This window comes from Nonlabens xylanidelens (assembly GCF_002934445.1).
GTDB classification, from domain to species: domain Bacteria; phylum Bacteroidota; class Bacteroidia; order Flavobacteriales; family Flavobacteriaceae; genus Nonlabens; species Nonlabens xylanidelens.
Genome location: NZ_PTJE01000003.1, coordinates 244,757 through 258,663, shown reverse-complemented (window position 1 = coordinate 258,663; position 13,907 = coordinate 244,757). Strand labels below are relative to the sequence as shown.

Below are 13,907 nucleotides of genomic sequence, written 5' to 3'. Positions count from 1 at the left end.
TTTTGAATTCAATTTCAATTGAAAAAAAATGACTTTAAATCAATTCAAGCTTCTTTATCAAGAGCAGCTCGCTCCATTATATCCAGAAAATGAAATTCACAGTATTTTACAGATAGTCTGTGAAGATTTATTGAATTGGTCTCGATCGGACTTTTTAATTAATGATAGAGAAGAGGTGAGTCACATTCAAAAAGAGGTGCTTCAAAATGCTTTGAAAGAATTGAATACGTCAAAGCCGGTACAGTACATAACTGGTAAAGCTCATTTTTACGGGCATGAGTTTATGGTGAATTCGGCTACTTTAATACCGCGTCAGGAAACGGAAGAGCTGGTACATATGATTATCGAGAATCATAAAAAAGATACCTATCTCAACATGATTGATATAGGTACAGGAACCGGTTGTGTAGGTTTGTCTCTTAAGGCTGCTATGTCTAGTTGTAGTGTGACGTTGATGGATGTTTCTAGTGAGGCACTAGAAACAGCACAAGCAAATGCTGCTCGACTTAAGACACCTGTAAAAACTATTCTAGAAGATGTACTAACTTTAGAAGAATTACCAGAACAGTATGATGTTATAGTTAGTAATCCACCGTATGTTAGGAATTTAGAAAAGCAAGAAATTCATGATAATGTCCTAGAAAACGAGCCGCATCTGGCTTTGTTTGTAGAAGATCATGATGCTTTGATCTTTTACCGTAAAATATTGGAATTGGCTCAAAAAGCCTTGAAAAAAGATGGTGTCCTTTATTTTGAAATTAATCAATACCTACCAGAAGAGATGAAAAATCTAGCAACAGAATTAGGTTTTGAATCTCAAATTTATAAAGATTTAAACGGTAATTATAGAATGATGAAGGCTCATAAAAATGAGCTTTAAGAATTAAATAAATTGTTGATATCAAACCGTAAAGAATTAATAAATAAGCAGCCCTTTTTGTATTTTACAATCTTATAATTAGAGCAATAGATAGCACGTTTTCTATGAGTCCAAAAGAACAAATACAATCCTTGCGCGATGAATTGCGTGAACATAATTTTAATTACTACGTAAACGATAATCCTACGATATCAGATTTTGAATTTGATAAAAAATTGGAGCAATTAAAAACGCTAGAAGCTGCACATCCTGAGTTTTATGATGCAACGAGTCCATCAGTACGTGTAGGTGGAGAGGTAACAAAAAACTTTCATACCGTAAAGCATATCAACCGTATGTACTCGCTGGATAATTCATATTCCATTGATGATTTGCGTGATTGGGAAACGCGTATTAAGAAGATTGTTGATGGTGATATTCAATATACTTGTGAGCTAAAGTATGATGGCGCGAGCATTAGTTTGCATTATGAAAATGGCAAATTTATACAAGCGGTAACTCGTGGTGATGGAAATCAAGGTGATGAAGTAACGGCAAACGTGCGTACTATTAAATCTGTGCCATTACAATTAAAGGGAGATGATATTCCTAAGAAATTTGAAATACGAGGAGAGATTGTATTGCCATGGGAAGGATTTCATAAGATGAATGAAGAACGTGAAGCACAAGGTTTAGATTTATATCGCAATCCTCGCAACACGGCGAGTGGTAGTTTAAAATTACAGGATAGTGCAGAGGTTGCAAAAAGACCGCTCGACTGTTTATTATACTCACTTGCAGGAAGTAATTTACCAGTAAAGACACAATTCGACTCTTTAGAATATGCTAGAAAATGGGGTTTTAAGGCTCCTAAAGAAAGTAAATTAGTTGATTCTATAGAAGAGGTTTTTGAATTTATCAATCATTGGGATGTGGCAAGAAAAGAATTGCCTTATGAAACAGATGGTGTGGTGATTAAAGTCAATTCATTAGACCAACAAGATGAATTAGGTTTTACCGCCAAAGCACCTAAATGGGCCATGGCATATAAATTTGCTGCAGAGCAAGTTTCTACGAAGTTAGAAGAGATTACTTATCAGGTAGGTCGTACAGGTTCAATAACACCTGTCGCAAATCTAGAAGCTGTTGAGATTTCTGGAACTACAGTACGTCGTGCTAGTTTACACAATGCAGACCAGATTGAAAAACTGGATATAAGAGTAGGTGACGAGGTGTATGTAGAAAAAGGTGGTGAGATCATACCTAAAATAGTCGCTGTAGATTTATCAAAACGACCAGAGAATTCTGTTCCTACAGTTTATGCGACACACTGCCCAGAATGCCATACAGAGTTAGTGCGCAGTGAAGGAGATGCAAAGCATTACTGCCCTAATGAGATGGCGTGCCCACCGCAGGTAAAAGGACGTATACAGCATTTTATATCTCGTAAAGCGATGGATATAGATGGGATAGGTTCTGAAACGGTAGATCAATTAGTAGAGGCTGGAATGATCCATAACTATGCAGATTTGTACGATCTAACTGTAGAGCAGGTTTTGCCATTAGATCGTATGGCTCAAAAAAGTGCCGAGAATATGATTAATGGGATAGCTGCAAGTAAACAGGTTCCGTTTGAGAGATTGTTATTCGGTTTGGGAATAAGGTATGTTGGGGAAACGGTTGCTAAAAAACTAGCTAAACAGTATAAAAATATAGACGCACTTTTAAAAATGCCTGCAGAGCCAGAAAAGAATGGTTTAGACCTTTTTGCAGATGTTACTAGTGCGGCAGATAAGAAAATAGAAGAACTGACTGCAGTACCAGAAATAGGAGAGAGCATAGCTAGATCTCTCGTAGAGTTTATACAGGACGATTATCATATTGCACTTATTGATCGATTAAAGACAGCTGGATTACAGCTAGCATTAAGTGAAGAGCAGCTAGAAGGGCAAACAGAGAAATTAACTGGTAAAAGCTTTGTTATTTCTGGAGTATTTGAAATGTCTAGAAATGATCTTAAAAAGTTGGTAGAAGATAATGGAGGTAAAAACTCTAGTTCTATATCTAGTAAAACAGATTATCTTATACGTGGTGATAAAATGGGACCTTCTAAGCTCGAGAAAGCAGAGAAATTAGAGATCACTATGATAAGTGAACAAGAATTTCTTGATATGGTGAAATAGTCTCTATTTAATGATTTAAAGAAATCTTTTTGTTTTAATTCCGCTTTCGCGAAAGCGGAATTAAAATATTTTTATAATCAATTAACTTACTTCTTCTCCATGCTGACTTGCGTCCAGACCACGCTCTTCTTGATCGTCTCTTACTCTTATAGGAATTAATAGATCCACAATTTTATAAAGTGCAAGGCTGCCGAAAAAGGTAAATATAGAAACTCCTATTAAAGCAATGATGTGCCACATAAAAGTGTCTGTTTCGCCGCTTGTAAGTCCTACTTCTTTTGCAAATACTGCGGTAAGAATCATCCCTACTATTCCTCCAACACCGTGACTAGGAAAAACATCTAGTGTGTCATCTATTCCTGTTTTTGAAAACCATGAAATAGCTAGATTACTAGTTATAGCTGCAAAGAAACCTATGAAAATACTTTGGGATATAGTTACAAATCCTGCAGCAGGAGTGATAGCGACTAGTCCAACTATGGCACCAATACAGGCTCCTAAGGCGCTCATCTTACGGTTACTGAATCTCTCGTAAAACATCCATGTAATCATGGCTGTTGCGCTGGCGATATTAGTGTTTGCAAACGCGATAACGGCATCTGCATTTGCAGCTAGCGCACTACCTGCATTAAAGCCAAACCAACCAAACCATAGCAAGCCAGTTCCTAAAATAATATAAGGAACGTTTGCAGGGTCATGTGTTATTTTTTTACGTTTACCTAAATAAACAGCACCTGCTAGGGCAGCAAATCCTGCGCTCATGTGAACAACAGTACCACCTGCAAAATCTAAAACGCCTAAGTTGCGTAGTAAACCGTCTGGATGCCATGTCATATGAGCTAGTGGTGTGTATATGAAAAGGGTGAATAGAACCATGAATAATATGTAGCTTCTAAAACGCACACGCTCTGCAAAGCTACCAGTAATAAGTGCTGGTGTTATGATAGCAAATTTGAGTTGGAACAAAGCAAATACTAAAAACGGAACCGTGCCCGCAAAGTCTGGGTTAGGCGCAAGCCCTACGTTTCTGAAGTTGAAAAAAGTCATAGGGTTTCCTATGATTCCGTGCCAGCTTTCTCCAAAAGCAAGTGAGAAACCTACAAGTACCCATAGAATACTCACTACACCTAATGCTACAAAACTTTGCAACATTGTTGAGATCATCGATTTTTTATTCACCATACCACCGTAGAAAAAGGCTAGACCTGGTGTCATTAATAGGACAAATGCAGATGCGATTAACATCCACGCAGTATCACCGCTATCTATAGCGCTCATGTCTCCGTTTTCAGTATAAGGACTACTGAAGAATAAACTGATTAATACTAATACTGCAAGAATAATGAAATTGACTTTTCTGCCCATTTTGAAATCGGTTGATTATTTTTTCAAATATAGAACATCAGTCTTAAATATTCAGTTTTATTGCTGACAACCCTATTTAAAGTAGGGTAAAGGGTTGTTTAGGTGCGTTTTTAGGTGATGATATGATAATTTTATAGGGGTAGAATTGTGAATATCTTATTTTAGGTTATTTAGGGCTAATTGTGTTCTGGTTTTCTGATTTGGTATTGATAAAAAAAGGTATCGTTATACCTCATAAACCACATCTACACCTTTATCTATTTTTCCTTCTGTTAAATAGAAATCAATACGTCCTAAGTTGATACCGTAACATCCGACTTGATTTACCATTACTTCTTTTCCTATTGCATTTTTTACAATTTCAGGTGCGTCTAAAAATGTGTGTGTATGACCACCTATAATTAAATCTATACCAGATGTAGCTGCAGCAAGAGCAAGGTCAGATACTTTATCACCGCGATAAGAGTAACCTAAATGCGACATGCAAATTACTAAATCACAGTTATCTTCTTCTCTTAATAACCTGGCCTGATCTTTTGCGATTTCTATAGGGTCGTTATAGATCGTTTCCTTATACATTTTAGGATCTACTAGACCTTGTAATTGTATTCCCACACCGAATAACCCTATACGCACGCCATCTTTTACAATTACCTTTCTCGATTTAATATGACCGTCCATTATGGTGTTAGAAAAATCATAGTTAGAAATCACAAAGTCAAAAGAAGCGTTAGGCAGTTGTTTGTATAGTCCGTCTATACTGTTGTCAAAATCGTGGTTACCTATGGTAGCGGCATCATATCCCATCATAGACATCAATTTAATCTCAAGCTCACCACCATAGAAATTGAAATATGGAGTGCCTTGAAATATATCACCGCAGTCTAGAAGTAGTGTATTGGGGTTTTCTTCTCTTACTGTATTAATCAAAGCTGCTCTACGGGCTACGCCGCCACGGCCATCGTTACGGCCGCCAGAGATAGGTTCTATATGAGAGTGAGTGTCGTTAGTATGTAGTATGGTTATTTTTTTAGTGCCTATTTCTAGTTCTGGACCTGTAATAATGCCATTTGCAAGAGCATAATTAGACCATAAAGCTGTTCCTGCTACAATTCCTGCGCTTGTATTGCGTATAAATTTCCTTCTTTCCATTTTATTTGCTTTGGGGTAAAATTACTTTAAGATGTCAAACCTGTTATCTCTCTCAAATTTTAACGTGTCTACCTTTTTAAAATAATCAATAACGGCATTTCTTATTTTATAATCTATTTTAGTAATAGGTGCTCCTTTAAAGAAACTCATGTTATCACCACCGCTATATAGATAATCGTTAGTAGCAACGGTGTATATTTTATTAATGTCTAGAGGTTTTTTATTAATAAGTACGGTATGGATGGAGTCGTCTGTATTTAGTAAAATTTGCAAACCGTCTATAGGATGTGCGCTTTTACGTTCTATTAGGTAATTAATCATTTCATTGACCTGTTTACCGCTTAATTCTGCAACAACTATTTCGTTATCAAATGGCATGATTTCATAAGCATTGCGCATGGTAACTGGTCCTGCGTTTAACCCTGCACGTATACCGCCATGATTAAGTAATACTATATCTATGTTTTTGCCGGTTCTAGAATTATATACAGGTTCTCCTTGTGTTCTGACTATAGCTGCCATCATATTCCCTATAGGAGTATTCAGTTTATAGTCATTCTTATGCATTGAAGTAGTGTTGTAGCTTATCTGCTCGTTCATTTGTCCGTCTAGAGACTTTTTGAAAGGGGCAATAAAAGCCTCGATTTCTTCAGTGCTTTTTAAATTTGAGTCTACGGCTGTTTGATTTCCTGAGACTTTGTTAAGTTGGTATCCTTTCTGACTGCAGGAAACTAGAAAGATGGTGGATAATAATACCGCTTTCGCGAAAGCGGAATAATTAAATAGTACCTTACTGTTTACTAACTTATTTTTTTTCATAAAGCTTCGTGCTATTGTGCTACTTTTGTGAAGTAGAATAAGTAGTAAAAGTACATGATTTTTGACGTTTTAAAAAAGCGATGGTTACGTAAAGAGTTCCGTAAATTAGAAAATAGTTTGAGGGAGCGCAGGCAACACTGGCCTAAAACGCTAGTAATAGTTTTTGATGTGAATCAAGTGTCTGATATAAAGCTTTTTAAAAAGTGGGCTCAAACTTTACATATTCCTATAGAAAATTTAACACTTCTAGGTTTTGCTAAGGACGCAAAGAATGATAGTGTAGAAGGAGCTGTTTTGTTTGATAAAAACCTTGTTAAATGGAGTGGAGGTATCTCATCAGTAGATTTTAAAAAGATCTTGAGTGCGTCTTATGATTTACAAATCAACTATTTTGAAACTCCTAGTATAATGACCAGGTATGTGTCTTTAAAGTTAAATAGTGGTTTTAAAGTAGGTTATCCTTCTCATGAAGAGTGTTCTTATGATCTTGCAGTTAACGTTCCATTAACTAATCAAGAGCTATTTATCTCCGAAATTGCGAAATATTTAAAAATTCTTAATAATTGACATGCAAGATTTAATAGGTACCGGTGTTGCGCTTGTAACGCCTTTTAACGCTCAAGGAGCGATAGATCACGAGGCGTTGTCTCGTATTGTTAACCATCAAGTAGATAATGGTGTAGATTATTTAGTAGTGCTAGGTACTACAGGAGAAAGTGTGACGCTTTCTAAAGAAGAGAAGCAAGAAGTAATTAAAACTATTAAAAAGGCAAATGATGGTCGTTTACCCCTAGTTATAGGAGTAGGTGGCAATGATACTGCTGTGGTAGTTAATGAGTTAAAAACGGCAAATTTAGAAGGTTTTGTAGCAGTGTTATCTGTGTCGCCGGCATATAATAAACCTACTCAAGAAGGAATTTTCCAACATTTTAAAGCTGTATCTGAGGCTAGTCCTTTACCGGTGATTTTGTATAATGTTCCAGGAAGAACAGGTTCTAATATGGCAGTAGAAACAGTAGTTAGATTGTCTCAATTTGACAACGTAGTTGCTATAAAAGAGGCTGCAGGAGATCTGGTACAAGCTATGAATATGATTCAATATACTCCCAAAGATTTTCTTGTGATATCTGGAGATGATATGATTGCAAACGCAATGACACTAGCAGGTGGAGCAGGTGTTATATCTGTAATAGGTCAGGCTATGGCACAAGATTTTTCTGACATGATACGTTATTCTTTAAATGGAGATGTAGGAGAATCTTATGAGTTGCATTATAAAATAGCGGCGAGCATAGATATGATTTTTGAACAAGGTAATCCTTGTGGGATAAAAGCATTATTGCGTCATCTAGGTTTATGTGACGACAGTGTAAGATTACCGTTAGTTAAAGTAGATGAAGACCTAAGTTCAAGATTAAAATCTTTTTTAGACCAATACGAGAATTAAAATCATTACGTTAAGCAGTGTGAACGGGCTTTCTTTTTCCATAGAAAAAGTTACATTTGCAGCCCATTAAAGTTAAGTATGAAAAACCTTGTCGTAGTATTAATTGTAGCCATAACCCTTGCTAGTTGTAGTTCTTATCAAAAAGCTCTTAAGTCAGAAGATAACGCTGTCAAAGTAGCTATGATAGATACATTGTTTGCAAAAGGGAAGTATGGAAAAAGTTTAATGCTTTTTGAGCAAATTATACCGGTTTATCGTGGTACAGATAGTGCTGCGCCTATGGCTATTAAATATGCTAAGGCTCTTTATGAAGATAAAAGTTATGTAAATAGTGCTTATCAATATGAGCGTTTTATACAATCTCACCCAGCAAACCCTAATGCAGAACTTGCTTTGTTTATGGCTGCAAAGAGTCATTATCAAATGTCTCCTATATATTCAAAAGATCAAAATGATACGAATATAGCGCTTGCTAAACTGCAGGAATATATTAACCTTTATCCTTCTGGTCAGTTTGCTGACGAGACTAACCTACTGGTAGATGAATTAAGGTCTAAGCTAGATAAAAAAGCATACGAGACGGCAAAACAGTACCATCATTTTGGTAACTTTAGAGGTGGTTATATTTCAGCAATAAGTGCGTTTGAGAATTTTATAGTAGATCATCCAGGTTCAGAATATCAAGATGATGCTCAGTATTATCTGCTAGAATCTCAATATGAATATGCTATGAATAGTTTTTCTAACTTAGTTCCTGAAAGACTAGCTCTTGCTAAGAAATATTATGATACCTTTGCAAAACGCTATCCTGATAGTGAGTATAAAGAAGATGCCGACAATATACACGCTAAAATAGAGGATTATAATTCTAAGAATACAAGTAAAATATAACAATGGATACTAAAAACCTAACAGCTCCTAACACGACTATTACTTATAACCGTGATGCATTAACTGCTCCAACAGGTAATATGTATGAGGCGATTTCTATTATCGCAAAACGTGCGGAACAGATCAATACTGATGTAAGAGAAGAACTTGTTGAAAAACTAGAAGAATTTGCTACTTACAACGACTCTCTAGAAGAGGTTTTTGAAAATAAAGAACAAATAGAAGTTTCTAAATTTTATGAGCGTTTACCTAAACCTGCTGCTATCGCAGTTGAAGAATGGTTAGAAGGTAAAATCTATTTTAGAGACACAAGTTCTACTGAAAGTTAATTTAATAAAATTATGTCTGTATTAAGTGGTAAGAATGTATTGCTAGGTGTAACCGGTGGTATAGCTGCTTATAAAACTACTTATCTAGTGCGCCTGCTTGTTAAAGCGGGCGCTGCTGTTAAGGTGGTTATGACACCAGCTGCCAGAGAGTTTGTGACACCACTTACTTTATCTACTCTCTCTAAAAACCCTGTTTTAAGTCATTTTACAAATCAAGAAGATGATAATGATACGTGGAATAATCATGTAGAATTAGGTCTCTGGGCTGACTTAATGATTATAGCGCCTGCTACCGCAAATACCATGAGTAAAATGGTAAATGGCACTATAGATAATTTGTTGCTAGCAGTTTACTGTAGTGCAAAATGTCCTGTTTATTATGCTCCAGCAATGGATCTGGACATGTATAAACATCCTTCTACACAAAATAATTTTGATCAACTCAACGCTTACGGTAATCTTATGATTCCTGCAGGTGATGGAGAGCTAGCTAGTGGTTTGTCTGGTAAAGGCCGTATGGCAGAGCCAGAAGAGATCGTTAGTTTTGTTGAAAAAGAGATTTCTAGTAAATTACCATTAAAAGATAAAGTTTGCCTAATTACAGCTGGTCCAACATATGAGCCTATCGATCCTGTACGTTTTATAGGTAATCATAGTAGTGGTAAAATGGGCGCTGCAATTGCGTTAGAATTAGCAAATCGAGGTGCGTCGGTTAAATTAATTATGGGGCCTAGTCATGTTAAGACAGATCATGAACTCATAGATAGAGTAGACGTTAAAAGTGCACAGCAAATGTATGATGCAGTACACTCCATGGTTGCTACTACAGATGTTGCTATATTTAGTGCGGCTGTAGCAGATTATAGACCAGCAAATCCTGTTGATCAAAAAATAAAAAAGAAGTCTAATACGTTAACTATTGAGTTAGTCAAGAATCCAGATATTTTAGCTAGTGTTGGAGCTATGACTCAAAAACCATTTTTAGTAGGTTTTGCTTTAGAAACAGAGAATGAATTAGAGCACGCTTTCGCGAAAGCGGAAAAGAAGCAAACCGATTTACTAGTATTAAACTCTATGAGAGATAAAGGTGCTGGATTTGGTGTAGACACTAATAAAATTGCGATTATAGATAAGAATAAAAATGTTTCAAGATTTGAGACTAAACCGAAAACCGAAGTAGCAAAAGATATCGTAGATGAAATTATTAAAAAGATTTTATAGTTTTCTTGTTTTATTTTGTGCAGTGTCAACTGTAAATGCTCAAGAACTTAATTTTACTGTACAGGTAAATGCGCAGAATGTGGCACAGCCTAATCAAACTATTTTTACGACTTTAGAAACTTCAATGCAAGAGTTTTTAAATAATACAAAGTGGACAGATCAAAAATTTAAGGAGATTGAAAAAATTAATGCTTCTCTAGTTTTTGTTGTTACTAATTATGATAACGATAGATTCAGTGGTAATTTTCAAATATCTGTCTCTAGACCAGTTTATAATTCTTCTTATACGACCCCTATATTCAATTTTAAGGATAATGATATCGCCTTTGAGTATGTAGAATATGCTCCGTTTTTTTACAACGCAAATCAATTTGAGAATAATTTAATATCGCTTATTTCTTTTTATGCTTATACTACTTTAGGTATAGATGCTGATACTTTTGAAAAAAGAGGTGGGCAAGAATTTCACGAGCAAGCGCAGACTATAGTAAATCTAGCTCAAGGCTCACAAGGAGTAGCTGGTTGGAAAGCTAGTGATGGACTTCTTAGTAGGTTTAGGCTTAATGATGATATGCTTTCAGATACCTATAAGGAGTATAGAGATGTAATGTATGATTATCATATTAAAGGGTTAGATGCTTTTTCAAAAGACTCTAAAAGTGGTAAGATCTTATTAAAGAAATACATCATGCAATTTGAGGAATTGCACAGTCGTAGGCCTAATAGTTTATTGCAACGCACGTTTTTTGACGCAAAGGCAGACGAGATAATGAGTATTTATTCTTCAGGGCCGGCGGTAGATATAAGAGATATAAAAACCTCACTACAAAAACTAGCGCCTAACCAGTCTTCAAAATGGCGCAATATTAAGGTGTAACCTCTTTTTTACTTCCTTCTTTTTACCTAGATTTATGTTTTATAAACTAGTAGTTCTTTAACTGCTTAAATAGCTGTATACAAATTGCTTAAACATATTCAAATAGAGAATTTTGCACTGATCGACTCACTAGAATTAGATCTTCAAAATGGTCTTACCATGATTACTGGAGAAACTGGTGCAGGTAAATCAATTTTGTTAGGTGCATTAGGATTGATATTAGGTAACCGTGCAGATTTAAGTGCGATAAGAGATACCTCGCGTAAATGTGTTGTAGAGGCTCAGTTTGATATTTCTGATTTACAATTAAAGCATTTGTTTGAAGAAGTAGATCTGGATTATGAAAATTTAAGTTTTTTGCGTAGAGAGATTTTACCTTCTGGTAAAAGTAGAGCGTTTATCAACGACACTCCTGTGACACTTTCTGTTATGAATAATATAGGTAAGCGTCTTATAGATATTCATTCTCAGCACCAGACATTACAGCTTTCTAAGGATACTTTTCAAATAGAGGTGTTGAACGCTTTTCTTATTGAAAATACAAAGGATTCAAAAAAGCCTGCATCCCAAATATTCAGTAGTTATAAGGAGGAATTACTTGTTTATAATAAAGCAAAGAAAGAGCTTAAGAAATTACAGGGTCAGGAAGCTCAGTTTTCTAAAGAGTTAGATTACAATAATTTCTTATTATCAGAATTAGAAGAGGCTGGCTTAGATCAATTAGATCAAAAAGCTCTAGAAGAAGAGAATGAGCAGTTGAGTAATGTAGAGAATATTACTGAGGTTTTTACAGAATTCAACAACACGATTTCTGAAGATGATCTAGGAATGTTAGATCAATTAAGGCATTTGCAAAATAATTTTTCAAAAATAAGTGAATACTCTACAGTGTATTCTTCTTTAAAGGAGCGTCTTTCTTCAGTTCTTTTAGAGCTAGAAGATATATATCAAGAATCTTCTGTAGAGGCCGATAAGATAGAGGCAGATCCAGAACGTTTAATTCAAATTAATAATTCTATACGATTATTAGAAGACCTGTATAGAAAACACCAAGTAGATACGGTAGATTCTTTAAAAGATCTTAGAGATGAGCTTGCAGATAAAGTCTTTGTTTCACAAGGTCTTGATAAAAAAATCAAACAGCAAGAAAAAAAATTAAATGATGCTGAATTAAATCTGACAAAATTAGGGGCTGAAATTTCTAAGGAAAGAAGTCAGTACAAAACAGCTCTAGAAAAAGAAGTTTTGAGTGTTGTAAAGGCGTTAGGTATGCCAGATGCTCAATTTAAAGTAGATATGACGCTGTTAGGTACTTTTGGAGAAACAGGGATAGATCAAATACAGTTTCTTTTTACTGCAAATAAAGGTTCTCAGTTATTGTCGCTGGATAAAGCAGCGTCTGGAGGAGAGTTGTCTAGGTTAATGCTAGCTATTAAATCTATACTTGCGAGATGCAAAAAATTACCTACTATAATATTTGATGAGATTGATACCGGTGTCAGTGGCTCTATAGCTACTATGATGGCGGTTATTATGAAATCTATGAGTGAGGGAATGCAAGTGATGGCAATTACACATTTACCACAAATAGCTGCATCAGGAAATGATCATTTAATCGTAAAAAAAATAACAGAAAATAATAAGACCGTGAGTACTATTCAACGACTTAATGAAGAGGCGAGATTAGAAGAGATAGCCCAGATGTTAAGTGGTGGAACAATTTCTGATGCTGCGAGAGAAAATGCTCGTGCGCTACTCAATTAGTTTTATATATTTGCGACCTAATCAAGAATTATGGCTTACAATTTATTAAAAGGAAAAAGAGGAATCATATTCGGTGCCTTAGATGAAAATTCTATAGCATGGAAAACAGCACAATTAGCTCATGACGAAGGAGCTACATTTGTACTTACTAATGCGCCGGTTGCTATGCGTATGGGGCAAATTAAAGAACTTGCTGAAAAAACTGGAAGTGAAATAATTCCTGCAGATGCGACAAGTATTGAAGATCTTGAAAACTTAGTAAATAAGTCTGTAGAGATATTAGGAGGTAAATTAGACTTTGTCCTTCACTCTATAGGTATGAGTGTAAATGTGCGTAAAGGGAATCTTTACACAGATCAAAATTATAAATACACTGAAAAAGGATGGGACGTGAGTGCTGTTTCTTTTCACAAGGTTATGCAAACGTTACATAAGAATGACGCGATGAATGAGTGGGGTAGTATTGTAGCCCTGACTTACATGGCTGCGCAACGTACTTTTCCTGATTATAATGATATGGCAGATAATAAGGCATATCTAGAATCTATTGCACGTAGTTTTGGTTACTTCTTTGGTAAAGATAAAAAGGTAAGAGTGAATACTATCTCTCAATCACCTACACCTACGACAGCCGGTAGTGGTGTAAAAGGATTTGATGGTTTTATAAATTATGCAGAAAAAATGAGTCCGTTAGGTAATGCTACAGCACAGGATTGTGCTGAGTATACGATGACTTTATTTTCTGACTATACTAAAAAAGTTACTATGCAAAATCTTTTCCATGATGGAGGTTTTTCTAATACTGGAGTAAGTCAAGAAGTGATTGAAAAGTTCTAAGTAGAATATTTCATTTTAAATAATTAAAAGCCTTATCATATGATAAGGCTTTTTTTTGTTTTTTACGCTTTCGCGAAAGCGTAAATGTTAAAATATTATATAGTCATTAAAATATACTATTAAGTTAATGTTAATTATGCTAAAATCATTACATTAGAAGCTC

13 protein-coding genes are annotated in these 13,907 nt (G+C 35.3%); 10 read left to right on the top strand and 3 right to left on the bottom strand.

What is annotated here, in order from left to right; all coding sequences use genetic code 11:
• Positions 1-28 precede the first annotated feature (28 nt).
• Positions 29-880 (top strand): peptide chain release factor N(5)-glutamine methyltransferase, encoded by an 852-nt coding sequence (gene prmC / locus LY01_RS08505; RefSeq protein ID WP_104515419.1) that lies wholly within the window; start codon positions 29-31, stop codon positions 878-880.
• Between the two features lie 104 nt (positions 881-984).
• On the top strand, positions 985-3,042 hold the full coding sequence (ligA, locus tag LY01_RS08500; RefSeq protein ID WP_104515418.1) for an NAD-dependent DNA ligase LigA: 2,058 nt from the start codon (positions 985-987) through the stop codon (positions 3,040-3,042).
• Between the two features lie 81 nt (positions 3,043-3,123).
• Here ligA and LY01_RS08495 read toward each other — a convergent pair whose 3' ends face one another.
• The 3 genes from LY01_RS08495 to LY01_RS08485 form a co-directional block, all read right to left on the bottom strand.
• Positions 3,124-4,407 carry an ammonium transporter gene (locus tag LY01_RS08495; protein WP_104515417.1) on the bottom strand — a complete coding sequence of 428 codons (1,284 nt, stop codon included), beginning with the start codon at positions 4,405-4,407 and terminating at the stop codon, positions 3,124-3,126.
• A gap of 225 nt (positions 4,408-4,632) precedes the next feature.
• The gene (locus LY01_RS08490) at positions 4,633-5,559 is read right to left on the bottom strand and encodes a bifunctional metallophosphatase/5'-nucleotidase (protein ID WP_104515416.1); all 927 of its coding nucleotides are present in this window, start codon (positions 5,557-5,559) and stop codon (positions 4,633-4,635) included.
• A 21-nt stretch (positions 5,560-5,580) separates the two neighbouring features.
• The gene (locus LY01_RS08485; protein WP_104515415.1) at positions 5,581-6,378 is read right to left on the bottom strand and encodes a 5'-nucleotidase C-terminal domain-containing protein; all 798 of its coding nucleotides are present in this window, start codon (positions 6,376-6,378) and stop codon (positions 5,581-5,583) included.
• 54 nt (positions 6,379-6,432) lie between these two features.
• On the opposite strand from LY01_RS08485, the gene LY01_RS08480 reads away from it, so the two are divergent.
• The 8 genes from LY01_RS08480 to LY01_RS08445 all read left to right on the top strand — a co-directional run bounded on the left by LY01_RS08480 (position 6,433) and on the right by LY01_RS08445 (position 13,744).
• The gene (locus LY01_RS08480; RefSeq protein WP_104515414.1) at positions 6,433-6,945 is read left to right on the top strand and encodes a DUF6913 domain-containing protein; all 513 of its coding nucleotides are present in this window, start codon (positions 6,433-6,435) and stop codon (positions 6,943-6,945) included.
• 1 nt (position 6,946) lies between these two features.
• The gene (gene dapA / locus LY01_RS08475) at positions 6,947-7,825 is read left to right on the top strand and encodes a 4-hydroxy-tetrahydrodipicolinate synthase (protein ID WP_104515413.1); all 879 of its coding nucleotides are present in this window, start codon (positions 6,947-6,949) and stop codon (positions 7,823-7,825) included.
• A gap of 78 nt (positions 7,826-7,903) precedes the next feature.
• Entirely contained in the window at positions 7,904-8,716 is an 813-nt protein-coding gene (locus tag LY01_RS08470) for an outer membrane protein assembly factor BamD (RefSeq protein WP_104515412.1), read from the top strand.
• Between the two features lie 2 nt (positions 8,717-8,718).
• Entirely contained in the window at positions 8,719-9,045 is a 327-nt protein-coding gene (locus LY01_RS08465) for a DNA-directed RNA polymerase subunit omega (RefSeq protein WP_104515411.1), read from the top strand.
• Positions 9,046-9,057: 12 nt separating this feature from the next.
• A complete protein-coding gene (gene coaBC / locus LY01_RS08460; RefSeq protein ID WP_104515410.1) occupies positions 9,058-10,266 on the top strand; it encodes a bifunctional phosphopantothenoylcysteine decarboxylase/phosphopantothenate--cysteine ligase CoaBC in 1,209 nt (402 codons plus the stop codon).
• Positions 10,241-11,143 carry a type IX secretion system protein PorD gene (gene porD, locus LY01_RS08455; protein ID WP_104515409.1) on the top strand — a complete coding sequence of 301 codons (903 nt, stop codon included), beginning with the start codon at positions 10,241-10,243 and terminating at the stop codon, positions 11,141-11,143. Before coaBC ends, porD begins: the two co-directional genes overlap by 26 nt.
• An 84-nt stretch (positions 11,144-11,227) precedes the next feature.
• Positions 11,228-12,907: a DNA repair protein RecN gene (recN, locus tag LY01_RS08450; RefSeq protein WP_104515408.1), complete on the top strand. Its 1,680-nt coding sequence runs from the start codon at positions 11,228-11,230 to the stop codon at positions 12,905-12,907.
• Positions 12,908-12,937: 30 nt separating this feature from the next.
• A complete protein-coding gene (locus LY01_RS08445; protein WP_104515407.1) occupies positions 12,938-13,744 on the top strand; it encodes an enoyl-ACP reductase FabI in 807 nt (268 codons plus the stop codon).
• Positions 13,745-13,907 lie beyond the last annotated feature (163 nt).

Excerpts from the sequence above, each read along its gene's own strand:
- prmC (WP_104515419.1), top strand. The coding sequence starts at position 29 with ATGACTTTAAATCAATTCAAGCTTCTTTATCAAGAGCAGCTCGCTCCA.
- ligA (WP_104515418.1), top strand. The coding sequence starts at position 985 with ATGAGTCCAAAAGAACAAATACAATCCTTGCGCGATGAATTGCGTGAA.
- LY01_RS08495 (WP_104515417.1), bottom strand. The coding sequence starts at position 4,407 with ATGGGCAGAAAAGTCAATTTCATTATTCTTGCAGTATTAGTATTAATC.
- LY01_RS08490 (WP_104515416.1), bottom strand. The coding sequence starts at position 5,559 with ATGGAAAGAAGGAAATTTATACGCAATACAAGCGCAGGAATTGTAGCA.
- LY01_RS08485 (WP_104515415.1), bottom strand. The coding sequence starts at position 6,378 with ATGAAAAAAAATAAGTTAGTAAACAGTAAGGTACTATTTAATTATTCC.
- LY01_RS08480 (WP_104515414.1), top strand. The coding sequence starts at position 6,433 with ATGATTTTTGACGTTTTAAAAAAGCGATGGTTACGTAAAGAGTTCCGT.
- dapA (WP_104515413.1), top strand. The coding sequence starts at position 6,947 with ATGCAAGATTTAATAGGTACCGGTGTTGCGCTTGTAACGCCTTTTAAC.
- LY01_RS08470 (WP_104515412.1), top strand. The coding sequence starts at position 7,904 with ATGAAAAACCTTGTCGTAGTATTAATTGTAGCCATAACCCTTGCTAGT.
- LY01_RS08465 (WP_104515411.1), top strand. The coding sequence starts at position 8,719 with ATGGATACTAAAAACCTAACAGCTCCTAACACGACTATTACTTATAAC.
- coaBC (WP_104515410.1), top strand. The coding sequence starts at position 9,058 with ATGTCTGTATTAAGTGGTAAGAATGTATTGCTAGGTGTAACCGGTGGT.
- porD (WP_104515409.1), top strand. The coding sequence starts at position 10,241 with ATGAAATTATTAAAAAGATTTTATAGTTTTCTTGTTTTATTTTGTGCA.
- LY01_RS08445 (WP_104515407.1), top strand. The coding sequence starts at position 12,938 with ATGGCTTACAATTTATTAAAAGGAAAAAGAGGAATCATATTCGGTGCC.